Source organism: Hominibacterium faecale (genome assembly GCF_020734085.1).
In the GTDB taxonomy this organism is placed as follows: Bacteria; Bacillota; Clostridia; order Peptostreptococcales; family Anaerovoracaceae; genus Hominibacterium; species Hominibacterium faecale.
Window position 1 is genome coordinate 199561 of sequence record NZ_JAJAGH010000006.1, and the last position, 17877, is coordinate 217437.

Consider the following 17877-nt stretch of genomic DNA (forward strand, 5'->3'; position numbering starts at 1 on the left):
AGCAGCCTGCTGGCACGAAATTTGCTTTATATAGCATTACAACTTTGTGGAAGAGTAGAGGAGGAATACGTTATGGGCGAAAAAAAAGAGAATCTGGATTTTTTTCAGACAACTTACGATTGTGTGATTGAAAACGGAACCGTCATTGACCCAAAAACGGAATTGAGAACCATCGCCAATGTGGCGATTTTAAACGGAAAGATTGCCGGAGTTACCAGAGCGCCGCTGAAAGCTGCGCGCACCATTGATGCTACTGGAAAAATCGTTTGTCCGGGCATTGTGGATCCCCACAGCCATGCGGACGGCCAGCTGTTCAGCGGATATGTCATGGCCAGTATGGGCGTTACCACCATTATTGTGGGATCCTGCGGACTGGGGCCTTATCCGGTGAAGGAATTTTTGACCGGTCTGGATGAAACCGGATATCCGCTCAATACAGCGGCGCTGACGCCCCAATCCTGGATTTTGCGGGAAAAGGCGGGGATCGAGAGCCCCTACCACCAGGCCACGGAAAAGCAGATACGCCAGATGGCCCAGTGGGCGGAAGAAGATTTGCTAAATGGCGCCATTGGACTTTCCTTAGGGCTGGAATACGCTCCGGTTACGTCTTGGGACGAGATGGCAGCCATGGCAAAGGTGGCAGCCAAATACGATAAGGTTATGCCCATCCACTCCAGAGCCGGTGGCTGGAATTCCCTGGAGGCCACAAGAGAAGTGATCAAACTTCAGGAAACGACCGGGGTGAGAGTGCTGATCTCCCACCACGTTTACCAGTGCGGTCAGGGAATGATGGAGGAATCCTTAAAGATTATCGAAAAAGCGAGACGGCAAGGATATGAAATCGCTGTGGACAGCGGGGCTTATTGTGATTTTGCCTGCCCGGTGGGTTCGGAAGTATTCTGTGAAGGCTGGCAGGATATCTATGATTGCACTTATCACGACATTCTTGCAGGGACCGGCAAATATGCCGGGCAGCGGCTGACGGAAGAGACCTTTAATGAGATGAGAGAACAGGATCCTGACGCAAGCGTTACGGCTTTTGTGGGCAAGCCTTATGAAGTGGCGCTGGCCCTGAAACAGCCATATGTCATGATGTCCACCGACGGGGGTTTCCCCAATCTGGCTCCGGGAATCGGGCATCCCCAGACAGCAGGTACTTATCCCAAAATTCTAAAGGATCTGGTTCGGGATCAGGATGTGCTGACCCTGATGGATTTCGCAAAGAAGTCATCCTGGATGCCGGCACAGCTTTTCGGCCTGGAAACAAAAGGATTCATCGGCGAAGGGGCGGATGCGGATATCTTGATCTTTGATTTGAAGCGAGTCAAGGATAACGCAGCCTTCCCGGGACTGGGCGACCCGATGGCCCAGCCGGACGGCATTGATTATGTATTAGTAGCCGGGGTTCCGGTCATCGACGGCGGCGAGATTAAAAAGGACGCAAAGCCTGGCAAGAGCATCTTTGCAAAGACAGAACTTTGGAAAATTTAGCGGAGGAAAATCATGGATTTAGGAATATTGACCTTACTGCCAATGGTAGTATTATTCGTACTAATTTTTACAACAAAACGTATGCTGCTGTCGGTGACGGCGGCGACCATCACCGGTTCGATCCTGCTGGGCGGCTGGAAGTTCGCGGCTGTTTGGCTGGAAAAAGTTCAGGCAGCCTTTTCCGGCGGAACGCTTGGTTACTTGTATTTGCTGCTGGCTCTCTTCGGTATTCTGATCGCCCTTTTGGACGCATCAGGGTCGGTCACGGAATTTGCCATGTGGCTGAGCAAATACGCCAACACCAGGAAAAAGGCTTTACTCATTACTTATATTTTAGGATGGTTGATCTTTGTGGATGATTATCTGAACAACATGGCTATCGCTACTGCCATGAAAAAGGTCTGCGACAGTCATCGGATTCCCCGGACCTTCCTCGGATATGTGATCAATTCTACGGCAGCGCCGGTTTGCATCGCCATTCCGATCTCCACTTGGGCGGTTTTTTACAGCGGTCTCTTTGAAGATTTCGGTGTGACCACAGGCGGCAGCGGAGCATCCGCCTATATAGCGGCCTTGCCATATATGTTCTTTGCCTGGATATCTTTAATCATCATGGCCCTGGTAATTTTAGGAGTTATTCCCATGTTCGGGATCACAAAAAAGCATACCAAGCTGGCGGAAGAAACCGGGGTTGTCTGCCCGGCAGATGTGAGTTATACCGGAGAAGCAATCATGGCTCCCGACTTTGCATCCATTCAGGCGGAAAATGAAGGGAAAAAGGCCCATCCTTGGAATTTCCTCGTTCCATTGATTATTCTGGTTGTCGTAACCCTTCTGACGGATATTAATGTAATGCTGGGCTGCATGGCGGCGATTGCGGTGACCGGAATTTTAATGCTCCTGCAGAAAAAAGTGAAGCTGACCCAGCTGTTTGATAACGCATATAATGGAGTTGTGAGCATGGTGGCCATTTGTACGCTGATTACCATGACTATGACGTTGGTGGAGGTAAATACGGCCACTGGTATGGCTGATTATGTGGTTGAAACCTTAAAGCCCTTCCTCAACGGGGCTTATCTGCCGGCATTGGTTTTCGGATTCTGCGCTGTTTATTCCTATTTCGGCGGCGGTTTTTGGGATATGGCAATGATCTTTATCGCCATTGTCGTGCCCCTTGCCAACGGGCTGGGCGTGGACCCGCTGATCTCCTGCGCGGCGCTGGTTTGCGCTTCTGCGGCAGGCAGCACCACTTATGTGTGCGGAGATGCGGTCATGGTATCTTCAAGGGCGGTGGACATCAAGCCTTATTATCAGATGAAAGGTACGCTCCCATATGCGATTATATCCTACGTTCTTACCACAATCGCATTTTTAGTGGTATCCTTTATATAGAAGTACCAGAAAGAGAGTGAAACATGAGTGATCAAGCAGAAAAAAATTTTGATCGGATTTTGGAGGGGTATCATCAGGAAATGATCGATAACCTGTGCCGTCTGATTCGGATAAAATCGGTTTTCGGCCCGGAAGAGGCTGAGGCGCCTTTCGGCCGGGGGCCAAAGGAAGCTTTTGACTTTGCCATGAAGCTGGGCAGGGAAAAGGGCTTTCAATGTGTTAATTTTGATAATTATGCCGGAGAAATCAACTTCGGCGAAGGGGCCGAGGCTGCCGGGGTTATTTGCCACATGGATGTGGTTCCGGAAGGGGAAGGCTGGACGTATGATCCCTATGGCGGGCAGATTGCGGACGGCAATATTTACGGGCGCGGTGCTGTGGACGATAAGGGCTGTTTTATCGCGGCTTTTTACGCCTGTCTGTCCTTGAAGGAAAGCGGCGTGCCGCTGAAACGGCAGATCAAGCATATCATCGGTACCAACGAAGAATTGGGCTATTTCCCCTGCATCCGCTATTATAAGGAGCATGTTGAAAAAATGCCGGTCTGCGGCATTGTGCCTGATTCCTGGTTTCCGGCGGCTTTTGCTGAAAAGGGCATCCTCAATTATGAATTCAGCAAAACCTTCCCAGTGGAATCGTGCGGAAAGGAGCTGCCGACCCTGAACAGTATCCACGGAGGCAGCGCCTTTAATGTGGTGATTCCGGAGGCCAAGGCGGTCTTTGAGGGAAGCAAAGAGCAGCGGGCGGCCATTGTAAAAGCAGCAAAGGAAACGCTGCCCATAGACAGAATTAAGGCTGTGGAAACAGGAAACCTGCTGGAGCTGTATACGGTTGGGAAATCGGCACATGCATCCACGCCGGAAATCGGTGTCAATGCGGTTTCTCTGATGCTCCAGCTTTTGAAGAAGCTGGATTTCTTCCCGCAAAACGTCTGCCATACACTGCACGCATTGGCGGATTCGATCGGCTTTGATACGGACGGAAGCGGCTTGGGCGTTTCTTTTTCTGACCGAACCGGCCCGCTGACCAATAATTTGGGGATTTTCCGATTGGACGGAAACAGCCTCTATGCCGGGCTTAATATCCGCTATCCGGTTACGCAGAATACGAAAGCCCTGGAGGAACAGCTTGCGCAGGCGGCGGAGCGATCAGGGGTTTTCTGTGAAGTGACGATGCGCAATCCGCATTTTTATGTTGATCCTGAAAGTTCCCTGGTCCAGACCTTGGTCGATATATATCAGCAGATGACCGGCGATCTGGAAAGTCAGCCGGTGGCCCACGGCGGCGGTTCTTATGCGAGGATTTTGGAAAACTTTATTCCTTTTGGGCCTTCAATCCAGGGGGAAGAACTGAGTTTCCACAAACAGGATGAGCATATATCCTGCGAACGTCTGCTCCAGCTGAGCAAAATCTATGCCCGGGCGCTCTATGCCATGGCCAGGTAGGCCCGATATTACGCCCGGATCACGCCTATTGGCATGAATTTATAAAAACGAAAGCAAATCTCTTTGCTAATTTGCTTTCGTTTTTTGTTGATTTTGTTTGAAAAGTTTGTTAAAATAAAGAAACAAACAAATTAACAAACAAAAGGGGTGGTTTTATGCTAATAGCAGAGCTGGTCGAATTGGCAGAACGGATACAAAAGGGGCAGACGGATGCCCAGCTGGTCGAAGTGAAATCTGCCCGCGAAGACTGTCCGAAAAAATTATATAATACCCTGTCCGCATTCTCCAATCAGGATCAGGGCGGAACGCTGGTGTTCGGCCTCAATGAAAAAACGTGGTTTAAAGCCGTCGGGGTGTACGATCCGCTGGATCTGCAGAAAAACGTAACGGACCAGTGCAATCAGATGGAACCGCCGGTGGAGGCGGTATTCACTGCAGCCGAATACCAGGGTGTAACGATCTGCGCAGCAGAGATTCCGGGAATCGATCTGGCCCAGCGGCCTTGTTATTATAAAGGGGCGGGCAGGACAAAAGGTTCCTGTCTGCGGGCCGGGGGTGCGAATTTGCAGCTGACCGATTATGAACTCTACGCTTACGAAGCATATCGCAAGCAGCTTCATGATGATGAGCGGCCGGTAACGCGCGCTTCTTTGAAGCTGCTGGACCCGGATCGGCTGGCTGCATATATCAGCAAAAAGGAAAAGCAGAAATCGCAGCTCTCCCTGGCGGATGAGGAGCAGGTCTATGAAATGCTCAATGTGACAAGAAACGGTGCACCTACATTGGCGGCGCTGATGAGTTTCTGCGTTTATCCCCAGGGGCTGTTCCCGCAGCTGGGGATCGAGGCCGCAGTGATGTCCGGATACGGGACAGGAAGTACGAACGCAGTCGATCATAAAAGGATCGAAGGGCCCATTTCCGATATGATGGAAGAAGCTGCCGAATTTTGCAAACGCAATATGAAAACAAAGATCACTATCAATCCCGATACCGGCATGCGTGAGGACAGAACCGATTATCCCATCAATGCCGTTCGAGAAGCAATTCTCAACGCCTTAATCCACCGGGATTACAGCGCTCATACAGAAAGGATTCCCGTACAGGTCCTCATCTTTGCGGATCGCCTGGAGATCCACAGCCCCGGAACGCTCTACGGACGTATGACCATCGATCAGCTGGGGAAAACCCGGCCTGTGCTTCGGAATCCCGCTCTGGCGGTGATGGCTGAAAGCCAGCTTGGTCCTGAGATCCGATATTCGGGCATTCCTGCGATCCGTGAGGAAGTGAAAGCATATGGCCTTCCGGATCCTGTCTTTGAAAACAGAAGGGATGAGTTTGTGGTCATATTTTATAACGATATCCGAAGTCCCCTGGCAATGCGGGTGGCAGAGGACCAGGCTCCTTATTATACGGATGCTGAAAACACCACTGGAATAGACATCCCGGCAGACGCGGATTTTCCTGCCTGCTCTGATAAAACCACAGGTGACCTTTTGGAGTTTTGCAGAAAGCCGCGGACCAGAAAAGAAATCGCAGATTTCCTGGACGTCAAGACAATTTTCTATGTGAGCGGACACTATATCAAGCCGCTGCTTGATAGCGGCTATCTGGCCATGACCATGCCGGAAAAGCCCAAGAGCAAGCTGCAGAGATATTATACGGCCGGCTCGGGCCCTGCGCCGGAATGCTGAATGATGATGTGAGCGGGCCGATTGCTGAAAGGACAGGAGTGGGGTATAATAAAAGCAAGCATCATCAGTGTCGGATCGAAAAACTTGTAATGGAGAAATAAGAGCGGAAAGGGGTCTATGTTATGGCACAGGAAAAGGCTTATCTGGAAAAACTGCTGCCGAAATATCTGGAACAGGATTTGGCGGCCTACAAGAAGGGACTTGCAGAAAATTCTCCTTTCCTTGATTGTCTAATTAATGAGCTGCAGGGATCGATCAACAGTGCCTTTGTGAATGGCGCAATAACCGAAGAACAGTGCGATTATTTGTATACCACGTATGTTTATGAAGAGGGGAGTTTTCAGTGATTGACTTTTCAGCCTGCAAAGTGAACCGCTATAAATACTATGGCGGCAAGAACGGACATAAGATGAGCATTCTTTATCAGGATGAGCGGTATATGCTCAAATTTCCGTCGCTGAATCCTGCGAAAAACAACAGCCGCTTTACGAACAGCTGCTATTCGGAAGATATCTGCTGCCGCATTTTCAACAGTATGGGGATTCAGGCACAGGAAACGATGCTGGGGACTTACCTGGAAAAAGGCAAGGAAAAGATCGTCGTGGCCTGTAAAGACTTCGAACAGTCTCCGTGGAGGCTTCAGGAATTTGCAGAACTGAAGAACGCCTGTATTGAATCATCGCAAAGCGGTTATGGCACAGAACTGGATGAGGTCCTTAAGGCCATCTCCCAGCAGCAGATCATCGATCCTCTTGTTCTGGAATCTTTTTTCTGGGATATGTTCATTGCCGATGCCCTTGTTGGAAACTTCGACAGGCATAATGGCAACTGGGGATTTCTTGTGAATGAACAGGAAGAAAAAGCAGTGATTGCGCCGGTATACGATTGCGGCTCCTGCCTGTATCCTCAAATTTCTGATGAAAATATCGCTGCAATCATGGAGGATAAGGATCAAATCGACGCAAGGATCTTTGTTTTCCCTACTTCTGCCCTGCAGCAAGACGGAAAGAAGATCAATTATGCAGACTTTATAACCGGGTTAAAACACGAAGGCTGCAACAGGGCGCTGAAAAGGATTTTTCCCCGCATCGACATGGAGATGATTAACAGAATCGTCGATGAAACGCCGTATATCAGTGAAATCAGGAAGCAGTTTTATAAGAAGATGCTGGATGTGCGCAGAGAGGCGATACTGGATGCTGCCTATTATGCGTTGCTGGAGCGGGAGATTGACAGCAGGGATAGTAAACTAAGATAGTCCCGCTGATGGCAAACGGGCCGCTACAAAATAAAATATCGTGTCTATGGCCAAAAGACTGTTATATTGATAGTTTTTCGGCCTTGTCTTACAGAAATCACAACTTACAGTTAAAAAAGTATCAAAGATCAGTTTAAAACTTTCTGATTTTGATACTTTTTTAACCTTTCTCAAGCTTCAGGATAAATTATGCCCTGATTGTCGTAATCTCTAAATCATCCAAACAGGAAGAATATAATTGTCAGCATCGATCGCCGACAATTCCGGGCGCATACAGATGATTGCCCCTTTTCCCCGTGGAATAGAGCCTTTGTCCAACACGGAGAATGTGCGGATCAGCTCACTTCCGGGATTTACAGAGCGTTTGATTTCCAAAGGATGCAATTGGCCGTCGCTTTCGATTACCAGATCCACTTCATTGCAGTCCTTATCCCGGTAGTACCAGAGGAGGCACTCCTCTCCATTGTTGTGATAGCTTTTCCGGATCTCCGCAACCACATAATTTTCCAAAATAGCCCCATTGATAGCGCCGTTTGCCAGAATCTCAGGACTGCTGTATTTGGTCAGATAGGCGACGAGGCCTGTATCAAAGAAATACATTTTGGGCGTTTTCACCGTTCGTTTCAGCAGATTGTTGGAGTATGGACGCAGGTAAAAAATAACATCGGACTTTTCCAGTATCTGAAGCCATCGCTTGGCAGTATCAGCGGAAACACCCACGTCGGATGCGATATCATGGACATTCAGCATCTGTCCGGTCCTGCAGGCCGCCGCCCGGACAAAATCACTGAACAGCAGTTTGTCAATACCGGGCACCAGGTCAGTTACATCCCGATCAATATAAGTTTGCAGATAACTGGAGAAAAAAACAGTTCGATTGGTGTATTTGCCGCTGACCAAGCCGGGAAGAGAGCCTTTCCAAATTCGCTCATATAGCTCGTAAAGATCCGCCTGTTTTCCAGCCGGTTTTCTCTTTTTCAGAGCTTCCAGCTCAATGGAAAGGGGAGCCTGTTTTCCTTCTCCATAGATTTCGTGCTGAGAAAGAGAAGACATGTGCAGCAGAGCAACCCTTCCGGCAAGAGATTCCTGGGCCAGGCTCATCATGCGAAAAGCCTGAGAACCGGAAAGCCAGAACGAACCAGGCTCAGCTCCATGGTCGATGGCGATCTTAATATAAGAAAAAAGTTCCGGTGCGTACTGGACTTCATCGATGAAGATCGGGAGCTGATGAAGCTGCAAAAATAATGCCGGATCTTTTTTTGCCAGGCTGCGTTCCTCCAGATCATCCAGCGACACATAAGTCCTATCAGGATGCATCAACCGCTTCAATGTGGTGGTCTTTCCAACCTGCCGCGGTCCTGTAACCAGGATACAGGCGTATTCCTGGGACAACTCCAGAATCACGCTTTCCAAATCTCTTTTTATATAATCCATCCTAACCTCCTTTTGACTAATCTGCAATTTAATCTTATTTTAACCTAAAATCAAAACGATATCAAGGCTAATAAACGATACAATCTTATTTTAGCCGAAAAAGGAACTTGTCATTACATTATGAAGAAGATTTTGTAGTGTGGATAGTTTCCCATGAACGTCCAGGCCAAAACCAGCCTGACCCGCCAACCCTTGAAATTCCCATGAAACCCGGCAAAAAACCTTTGACATCAGCCTGTCCCTGTGATATCATACATTATTGTAAGCCGCACAAACTGGGCTGTTTTGTAAAGCAAGAAATTGCTGCCCACACTGGCGAGACTGGATAGAGGAGGTAACATACCAAAATGTACGCAATTATTGAAACAGGCGGGAAACAGTATCGTGTCGCCGAAGGAGATCAGATCCGAGTAGAGAAATTAAAGGTGGACGACGGTCAGCAGATCAAATTCGACAAAGTACTGGTTCTCGGCGAAGGAACAGACGCAAAAGTAGGAGCACCTTATGTAGACGGTGCTGCTGTATACGGAGATGCGCTTGAAACCGCAAAAGGCGACAAAGTCATCATCTTCAAGTACAAAGCAAAGAAAGACTACAGAAAAAAGCAGGGCCACAGACAGCCATATACATTAGTTGAAATCACAGGAATTTCAGCCGATGGAACTGCTCCGGCAAAGAAGGCCGCAGCCCCTGCGAAGGAAGAAGCACCGGCAGAGCCGGCTGAAGATTCCAAAAAGCCGTCTTTAAAATCCATGAAGAAGGCTGAACTCATTGAATTTGCAAAAGAAAACAGCATCAGCATCGATGAAAAGGCTACAAAGCCGGTTATTCTTGAAGCAATTGAAGAAGCGTTAAAGTAATTTCCTAAGTAGATTGATATAGCGAGGAGGTGTCTTTTCATGGCAAGTAAAAAAGGTGTAGGAAGCTCGAAGAACGGTCGCGACAGTGAGTCGAAACGGTTAGGAGTTAAACGTGGAGACGGACAGTACGTGAGCGCCGGAAGCATTCTGGTAAGACAGAGAGGAACCAAGTTCCACCCTGGCAACAATGTCGGAATCGGCGGAGACGATACCTTATTTGCAAAGATTGACGGAGCCGTAAAGTTCGAAAGACTCGGCAAAGAAAGAAAGCAAGTAAGCGTATACCCGAAAGAAGCTTAAAAACGTTTTGAAAGAGGGCTGTCGCATGAAGATTGAATTCGTGCTGCAGCCCCATTTTTTTGTTCTGCAGCCGCACCGCAGGACCTATCGGGATAAATACCCGATAAACTGGGATTTGAGCGGCTGAACGATATATTTTCATGAAATTCATGGCATACTAAGAAAAAAAGGAGGTTCTGATGTTTGTAGACAGAGCCAAAATTATCATCCGATCCGGCAAAGGCGGCAACGGAGCCGTATCTTTCCGCAGGGAGCCCTATGTTCCGGAGGGCGGCCCCGACGGCGGAGACGGCGGCAAAGGCGGAGATGTGGTGTTTCAAGCCGACAGCAGCCTGCGCACCCTGATGGATTTTCGGTATAAACGGAAATACGAAGCCGAAAACGGCCAGGATGGTATGAAAAAGAAAAAATTCGGCAAGGATGGAAACGACCTGGTCATCAAGGTTCCGCCGGGAACCGTAGTCATCGACGAGGAAACGGGCTTGGTGATGAAGGATCTGGTCGAGGCCGGAGATTCCTTCGTAGCCGCCAAAGGGGGCAAAGGGGGCAAAGGCAACGTACACTATAAAAATTCAGTGAGACAAGCTCCCAATTTTGCTGAGGCCGGCGGTTTTGCCAAAGAACGCAGCGTGATCCTGGAGATGAAGCTGATCGCCGATGTAGGGCTGGTGGGATTCCCCAACGTGGGCAAATCGACCCTGCTTTCCGTGGCAACCAGCGCCAAACCCAAAATTGCCGACTATCATTTTACGACCATTGATCCCAATCTGGGGGTGGTGCAGATCTATGACACCAGCTTTGTAATGGCCGATATCGCCGGTATCATCGAAGGCGCGCATCAGGGCGCCGGTCTGGGATTCCGGTTCCTAAAGCATATTGAGCGGACCAAAGTTTTGATCCATGTGGTGGATGTCTCCGGCAGCGAAGGCAGAGACCCGGTGGAAGACTTTGATAAAATCAACAAAGAGCTGGAGGAGTACAATCCCCAGCTGATGAAAAAACCGCAGATCGTGGCAGCCAATAAGATTGATATGGTCGATGAGGACGGCCCCGAATACCAGCGTTTTAAAGAATACGTGGAGGAAAAAGGCTACAAAGTCTTTCCTATGTCAGCGCCGATCAACGTGGGCGTCAAAGAAGTGCTGGCCGAGGCCGCCGCAGAGCTGGATCGCCTGGCAAAGCTGCCGCCTGAGGAGGAATACATCGAAACCTTTGACTTTGAAAAGGACGACCAGGATCCGGATTACCGGGAAGTCTACGTTTCCCGCGACGAGGACGGATTTGTCATCACCGGTAAGCAGCTGCAGAAGATCTTCAATTCCACCAATTTCAACGATTCCGGTTCCATGCGCTATCTTTACAAATATATTGAAAAGAGCGGTGCCTTTGAAAAGCTCAAAGAACTGGGTCTGGAAGAAGGGGATACGGTCAAGGTCATCGATTACGAATTCGAGTATTACGACGAATTTTAGATAAAACCCGATAGAAAAAGGAGGTAAAGCGCCTTCTTTTTTTATGGTTTTCACATAAGATGTACCAGGAGGGAATCATATTATGTGGAAATCGAAATTATTAAAACAGACAGGCGTCTGTGTGATCATTGTCCTGGCCCTGCTGCTGGCCCGCAGCGTCAATGTGCCCCAGCTCAACCGGGGAAGCGAGGCCGCCATCGCCTATCTTTCAAAAAATTATACAGTATCCGACGCCATGACTTTTGCCAAAAACAGCATCACCACCATAGCCAAGACCCCGGTTACCGTGACCAACGCCGTTTTGTCCACAAAGGATGAAGGAAAATACGGCAAACCGGCCGACGAAGCAAAAGAAGGGGAAACGGTATCCGTTTACGCTGTGGGAGCCGGAACCATATCGGCTGTAGGCGAAAACGAAAAGATCGGAAAATTTATCAAAATCAACCACGGCGATGAAGCGGAGAGCATCTATGGAAACTGCGCCAGCATCTATGTCAAAGAATTGGATCGGGTCAAAAAGGGCCAGGTAATCGCCACTTTTAAAAAAGAAGGCGATACGGAATTTTATTATTCTTTTCGAAATCTGGACTAAATTTATGGTATAATAATTCCGCCGTTTGAATGCGGATTTGCCGCAAGGAAGGACTGATTTTAACGATGAGAAAAAAACACCCCAGCAGGCAGGACTGCCTGCGCCTATTGGAAGAATATAAAACGCCGGAACATGTGGTAAAGCACTGCAAAGCGGTGGCTGACACGGCAGTGAAGATGGGAAAAGCGCTGAATGAACACGGTTATCATCTGGATTTGGAACTGATCGAAGCTGCCGGGCTGATCCACGATATTGCCCGGGTCGAGGACGAGCATTGGGAAAAAGGCTATGAGCTTGCAAAGTCTCTGGGCTATGAGCAGGAGGCCGATATTATCAAAGTGCATATGCGCTATTCTCCTTTTTCCGCAGTAGAACACATCAATGAAACCGACCTGGTCTGCCTGGGCGACCGCATTGTCAAAGAAGATGCCTATGTGGGGCTTGACAAACGTATGGAATATATCATTGAAAAGGCCAGAAAACAGGGACACGCGGATGCGGAAAAGCGAATACTGGAAAAGAAAAAAGAAGCTCAGGCCCTCATCGAAGGTATTGAAAACACCATCGGAATGACGTTAGATCAACTTATGAAAGGTATATAAATGGAAATCAGTAAAGAACTGGACAAGCTATTGAAACAAGTAGAAAAACCGGCCCGCTACATTGGCGGGGAGATCAATGCGGTGATCAAGGATCCCCAGCAGGTCCGATACCGGTTTGGATTCGCTTTCCCGGATACCTATGAGATCGGAATGTCCTACATGGGCATGCAGATCCTGTATCATATCTTGAACAAGGAAGCGGATATTTATTGTGAACGGGTTTTCGCACCGGCCATGGATATGGAGAAGCTGATGCGAAACAATGGGATGGAACTGTTCACGCTGGAAACAAAGACGCCGCTAAAGGAATTGGACTTCCTGGGATTCACCCTGCAGTACGAGCTTTCCTTTACCAACCTGCTCAATATGCTTTCTCTGGCCAAGATCCCCCTTCTGGCGGAGGAACGGGACGATTCCTTCCCAATCATCCTGGCCGGCGGGCCGTGCGCCTATAACCCGGAACCTTTGGCCGAAATTGTCGATGCCTTTCTCATCGGCGATGGAGAAGAGCTGCTGCCGCAAGTGGTCAAGATGAAAGAGGACGAGCAGACCAAGGAAGACTATTTGAAAGCTATCTGCAAGCTTCCCGGCGTCTATGTTCCACGGTTTTATGAGCCTGTCTATGATGAAAATGGAACGATCAAGGAGATTGTCAAAACTTATGAAGGGGCGCCGGACCGCATTGAGCGGGCGCTGATTGCGGATTTGGACAAGGCATTTTTCCCGGAGGAACCGATCGTTCCTTTGATTGAAGTGGTCCACGACCGGGCAGTAGTTGAGACCTTCCGCGGATGCACCAGAGGGTGCAGGTTCTGCCAGGCAGGTATGATCTACCGGCCGGTCCGGGAGCGGGAGCCGGAAACCATCAAAGAGATTGTGAAACATCAGCTGGACAATACGGGGCATGAAGAACTTTCCCTTCTGTCCCTGTCCACCAGCGATTATTCCCGATTTGAAGAGCTGGCGCTGGATTTGATGGCCATGTGCAAGGAGCAGAACGTTTCCCTTTCGCTGCCGTCTCTGCGGCTGGATTCCTTCTTTTTCAACGTGCTGCAGGAGATTCAGGGGTACAAGAAGTCCGGGCTGACCTTTGCCCCGGAAGCGGGCTCTCAGAGGCTCCGCGATGTAATTAACAAAGGCATTACTGAGGAGGATATTTACGGAGCCGTGCGCCAGGCCCTGGAACTGGGATGGAGCAATGTGAAGCTGTACTTTATGATCGGACTGCCGACAGAGACTTATGAGGATCTGGACGGAATCGCCGAAATCGCACGCAAAATAAAAGCCATCAATTATGAAGTGAAAGGGCGGAAAGGCGGACGCTTCAATGTTACGGTCAGCGTCTCCAACTTTGTGCCCAAAGCCCATACGCCCTTCCAATGGGAGGCGCAGGATACAGAAGAATCCTTCTTCAAAAAGCACGATTATTTGACAAAACAGCTGACTATGAAGGGAGTAACCTTCAATTATCACGACACAGAGGTCAGCGCCCTGGAAGCCGTTTTCGCCAGGGGAGACCGGAGGGTGAGCAGGGCTCTGATCCGCGCCTTTGAGCTGGGATGTAAGTTTGACGGATGGTCGGAGCATTTCAGAGGCGGTCTGTGGAAACAGGCCTTTTCTGAAACCGGAATCGATCCTGCCTTTTACACCACCCGGGCCAGAAGCTATGATGAAATTCTGCCGTGGGATCGGATCGACTGCTATGTGACCCGTGAGTTTCTCATTCAAGAAAACGAAAAGGCAAAAGCAGAAACGACCACCCAGGACTGCCGCAAAGGATGCGCGGGATGCGGTATGAACCGAAAAGCCAATTGTATGCCGGAGGTGAACCAATGAGCCAATATGTGATCAAATTTTCCAAAGAAGGATCAATTTGCTATACTTCCCATTTGGACATGCTGCGGCTGTTTAAAAGAGCGCTGAAAAAAGCAGGAATCAAGCTTTCCTATTCTCAGGGGTTCAATCCCCATCCCAAGATGGGATTCGCCCAGCCTTTGTCCCTTGGCTATTCCAGTATCGCCGAGTATCTGGAGCTGGAGACGGAGGAGGATTATGACGAAAAACAGCTGAAGCAGGCGCTGGACCTGCAGATGCCGGAAGGCGTGAAGCTCTTCAGCTGTGAAAAGACAGCCGGCCAGCAGAAAAGCCTTGCGGCAAGGGCCGAATCGGCAGAGTATATCATCGGCATTCCCATGGGCAAAGAACCGGAAGAAAGCGGACAAGCCCTTTGTGAAGCCTTTTTAGCGCAAAAAGAAATTCTGGTTCCCAAGAAACAGAAAAAGTCCAAACAAATGAAAGAAGTGGATATCCGGGATAAGATCCGCTCCATGAACTTTGTCCTTGCAGGCGAAAATCTGCTTGTCACAGCGCTGCTGGACTGCGGGAGCCATTCCAATCTCAGTCCGGAGCTGGTAATCCAGGCGCTGGCCCGCTTTCTGGAGATCCCCACGGACCGGTGGGAGATGGATGTGATGCGGACAAAACTTTTCTTTAATAACTGACAGAAATTACAAGTAATATATTGACATTTCTTTTCGTGAATTGTAAAATAATGTAAACATTCACGAAAGGGGATTTAGAGATGAAACAATACCTGAACAAAGAATTTCTGCTCAGCAACAAAAAATTGATTATCAAAGCAGCTGCAATCGCTGTTATGCTTGCGGCTGCTTTTTTTGTTTTTGTTCTGGGCGGAAACAGCAGCCAAGAAGAGCTGGCCGTTTCCCAATCCGCGCAGCAGGCTTCTGCCAGTGGTGAGGCTGGGGAGGAGGCAGAAGAACCGGAGACGATTATGGTCGATGTGGGCGGGGCTGTGAATACGCCTCAGGTGGTAGAGCTGAAAGCGGAAAGCCGGGTGGCGGATGCAGTTTCAGCGGCCGGAGGATTGAAAAGCAATGCGGATACGGCCGGAATCAATCAGGCGGCCTTTTTGTCCGACGGCGAAAAGGTCTATATACCGGAAAAGGGGGAAACGGTTTCCGGGCTTGTGGATTTGCCTTCTTCTGACGGCGGCAGCGGCGCAAAATCAAAAGTCAACATCAACACGGCCACTGAAGTAGAACTGCAGACCCTCAATGGAGTAGGCCCGGCAACTGCGGAAAAGATCGTGGACTACCGAAAAAGCAACGGATTTTTTAAGAAACCTGAGGATTTGAAAAATGTCAATGGAATTGGGGACAAGACATTTGAAAAATTAAAGGAACAAATTATGGTTTAGGGGGATATTATGAATAGGAACAAAAGGGTGTTTACCTGGATCCTGGTCATCTGCGTGACCATGTCCATGTTTCCTGCTGCGGCTTTTGCCGCCTGGGAGCATGGAGACAAGGGGTCGGCGGATTTTACCAAAATCCTGGTAGGCAAAGATGGGAAACAATATTACATAAATGAAGATGTCAAAACTGTCTTTTACAACAGCGACGGCACAAAGAAAGTAAAGGCGGGCAACGGCCGCAGCAAGGTCAGGTGGCGGTACCTGAAAATCAGCGACAAGACGGACGGTACGGCCAGATACGGCTACTGCATCGAATTCGGCGCCAACTTTGCGGATACGGCCAATTACAAGGCGTATGACTCATCCAAAGATAAGACGCTGTTTCAAAACCTTCCCGCTGATGCACAAAAGATTATTTCCGCAGCCTTGTGTTACGGCAGAAACGGTTCGCGCAAAGTGCCCGTTTCAGGGGCAAACGATGCTGATTATTATTTCGCGACACAAGTTCTGGTTTGGGAAGCGCAGCAAGGGCTGAGGACCATTGCGTCGAAGGAAGGCAAACCTAATGGAACCAAGCTGGCAAAGGCCCACAGCATGCCTGCCAAACATATGTACAATTTTCTCAAAGGCCGGCCGGCAGAAAAGTGCTACAACTGGCTGCTGAAAAAAGTCAACGATCATTTGAAGGTCCACAGCTTTGCGTCACAATCGAAAAAAGGAGCGCCAGTATACGATATGACGTATGACCAGGCATCCGGCGGATGGGCGGTAACCCTCACCGATACCAACAATAAAACCAGCGGAATTAAGAGCAATGTTTCAGGGGTAACCGTAAGTCGCAGCGGCAATCAATACACCTTTAAAAGCGCATCACCCATGAAAACGCCGGTTGTTCTGACTGGGAAAAACACACTGGAAGGGGGCAGCGCCTCCGGCAAGATCCTGGTCTGGAACTGCACCACCAATTCGGCGTACCAATCGATGATCATGGGATCGGAAGATCAATTCGCCATGTATTTGGGTTTGAAAACCGTCGATACGCCGACTCAGGTTGTGATCGAAAAAAAAGACCGGGAAACCGGAAAAACGATCACCGGTGCTCCCACCGTGTTTCGTCTGGTAAATGGAACTGGCGGAAGTCTCGTTGCAGAAAATTTGACTACGGGAGCAGACGGCAGGGCCGCGCTGCCGCAAGCACTGCCGGCCGGTACATATCAGGTTCAGGAAGTTCAGGCGCCCGATGGATACCGTCTGGAAAAGGAGCCGGTAGTCTTTTCCGTGGCTGACAATACGGCGGGCACCGTTGTAGTGGAACAGACGGATATGCCTCAGAAAGGGATCATCCGTCTGATGAAAAAAGGGGATACCATTGAGTATGAGAGCGGTCAGGCAAAAACAGGAGAGAAAAAACTTTCAGGAGCAGTCTTTCAGATTATGGCCGCTGAAGACATTGTAACAAAAGACGGCACCGTCCGTCTGAAAGCCGGAGAGCTGGCCGATACTGTCACCACGGATGAGCAGGGAAACGCAAGTTCTAAGGAATTATATCTGGGAAAATACAATATAGTGGAAAAGGAAGCGCCTTTAGGGTATACGGCCCTGACAGAGCCGACAGCGGTAGAATTGCGGTTCGCGGGCCAGGAGGCGGCAATCGCTTCGGTCGATGTGGAGCTGACCAATGAACTGAAAAAGGGCGGAGCAGAAATCCAAAAGACCGATCTTTCCACTGGAAAGCCTCTGCCTGATACAGGGATTGAGATCCTGGATACCGACAAACGTGTGCTGATTCAAACCAGAACTGATGAGAATGGAAAAGCATTTTTTGAAAAGCTACCGGCCGGGAATTATTACTTTCGGGAATTTGATGCTCCCAAAGGTTATCAGATTGATGAAACCGCATTCCCATTTGAAGTAAAGGAGCACGGAGAAATCATCAAATGCGAAATGACCAATCAAAAAATCCCTTCGCAAGCAGCGCCGAAGAAAACGGATCATTCTCCGCAAACAGGCGATCATTTTCCGTTCTGGATCTGGATTGTTATGCTGTTTGCCGCAGTTTTCTTAATTTTTCTTGCGGCATATCGCCATAGGAGGTATTAAATTCTAATTATTAGATAATACTACCA

15 protein-coding genes and 1 pseudogene are annotated in these 17877 nt (G+C 49.1%); 15 read left to right on the forward strand and 1 reads right to left on the reverse strand.

All coding sequences use genetic code 11. The features are described 5' to 3' along the window. Positions 1–72 precede the first annotated feature (72 nt). From LG211_RS08805 to LG211_RS08830, 6 genes are all read left to right on the forward strand, one after another. Positions 73–1491: an amidohydrolase family protein gene (locus LG211_RS08805; RefSeq protein ID WP_227755144.1), complete on the forward strand. Its 1419-nt coding sequence runs from the start codon at positions 73–75 to the stop codon at positions 1489–1491. 12 nt (positions 1492–1503) lie between these two features. Then, positions 1504–2883: a Na+/H+ antiporter NhaC family protein gene (locus LG211_RS08810; protein ID WP_227755145.1), complete on the forward strand. Its 1380-nt coding sequence runs from the start codon at positions 1504–1506 to the stop codon at positions 2881–2883. Between the two features lie 23 nt (positions 2884–2906). Continuing rightward, a complete protein-coding gene (locus LG211_RS08815) occupies positions 2907–4328 on the forward strand; it encodes a Sapep family Mn(2+)-dependent dipeptidase (RefSeq protein WP_269477355.1) in 1422 nt (473 codons plus the stop codon). Positions 4329–4483: 155 nt separating this feature from the next. Then, positions 4484–6019, forward strand: a complete 1536-nt coding sequence (locus tag LG211_RS08820; RefSeq protein WP_148395232.1) for an ATP-binding protein — start codon at positions 4484–4486, stop codon at positions 6017–6019. A gap of 122 nt (positions 6020–6141) precedes the next feature. After that, positions 6142–6366 (forward strand): hypothetical protein, encoded by a 225-nt coding sequence (locus LG211_RS08825; RefSeq protein ID WP_148395231.1) that lies wholly within the window; start codon positions 6142–6144, stop codon positions 6364–6366. Then, on the forward strand, positions 6363–7277 hold the full coding sequence (locus LG211_RS08830) for a HipA domain-containing protein (RefSeq protein WP_148395230.1): 915 nt from the start codon (positions 6363–6365) through the stop codon (positions 7275–7277). Before LG211_RS08825 ends, LG211_RS08830 begins: the two co-directional genes overlap by 4 nt. 210 nt (positions 7278–7487) lie before the next feature. On the opposite strand, the gene LG211_RS08835 is transcribed toward LG211_RS08830, so the two are convergent. Next, the gene (locus LG211_RS08835) at positions 7488–8711 is read right to left on the reverse strand and encodes an ATP-binding protein (protein WP_269477356.1); all 1224 of its coding nucleotides are present in this window, start codon (positions 8709–8711) and stop codon (positions 7488–7490) included. Positions 8712–9058: 347 nt separating this feature from the next. Here LG211_RS08835 and rplU point away from each other — a divergent pair. The 9 genes and pseudogenes from rplU to LG211_RS08880 form a co-directional block, all read left to right on the forward strand. Continuing rightward, a pseudogene (gene rplU, locus LG211_RS20225) lies at positions 9059–9367 on the forward strand (50S ribosomal protein L21); the annotation flags it as partial. Positions 9368–9610: 243 nt separating this feature from the next. Next, a complete protein-coding gene (gene rpmA, locus LG211_RS08845) occupies positions 9611–9871 on the forward strand; it encodes a 50S ribosomal protein L27 (protein WP_148395227.1) in 261 nt (86 codons plus the stop codon). A 179-nt stretch (positions 9872–10050) separates the two neighbouring features. Then, entirely contained in the window at positions 10051–11343 is a 1293-nt protein-coding gene (obgE, locus tag LG211_RS08850) for a GTPase ObgE (RefSeq protein ID WP_227755150.1), read from the forward strand. 82 nt (positions 11344–11425) lie between these two features. Further along, a complete protein-coding gene (locus LG211_RS08855) occupies positions 11426–11935 on the forward strand; it encodes a M23 family metallopeptidase (RefSeq protein WP_148395225.1) in 510 nt (169 codons plus the stop codon). Between the two features lie 65 nt (positions 11936–12000). Next, complete coding sequence (locus LG211_RS08860; RefSeq protein WP_269477357.1) at positions 12001–12537, forward strand: HD domain-containing protein; 537 nt, start codon at positions 12001–12003, stop codon at positions 12535–12537. Next, positions 12538–14373: a TIGR03960 family B12-binding radical SAM protein gene (locus tag LG211_RS08865; RefSeq protein ID WP_148395223.1), complete on the forward strand. Its 1836-nt coding sequence runs from the start codon at positions 12538–12540 to the stop codon at positions 14371–14373. It begins immediately after the preceding gene. Further along, on the forward strand, positions 14370–15038 hold the full coding sequence (locus tag LG211_RS08870) for a TIGR03936 family radical SAM-associated protein (protein ID WP_269477358.1): 669 nt from the start codon (positions 14370–14372) through the stop codon (positions 15036–15038). Before LG211_RS08865 ends, LG211_RS08870 begins: the two co-directional genes overlap by 4 nt. An 80-nt stretch (positions 15039–15118) precedes the next feature. Continuing rightward, positions 15119–15754 (forward strand): helix-hairpin-helix domain-containing protein, encoded by a 636-nt coding sequence (locus LG211_RS08875; protein ID WP_148395221.1) that lies wholly within the window; start codon positions 15119–15121, stop codon positions 15752–15754. A gap of 9 nt (positions 15755–15763) precedes the next feature. Then, on the forward strand, positions 15764–17851 hold the full coding sequence (locus tag LG211_RS08880) for a thioester domain-containing protein (RefSeq protein ID WP_269477359.1): 2088 nt from the start codon (positions 15764–15766) through the stop codon (positions 17849–17851). Positions 17852–17877: the final 26 nt, after the last annotated feature.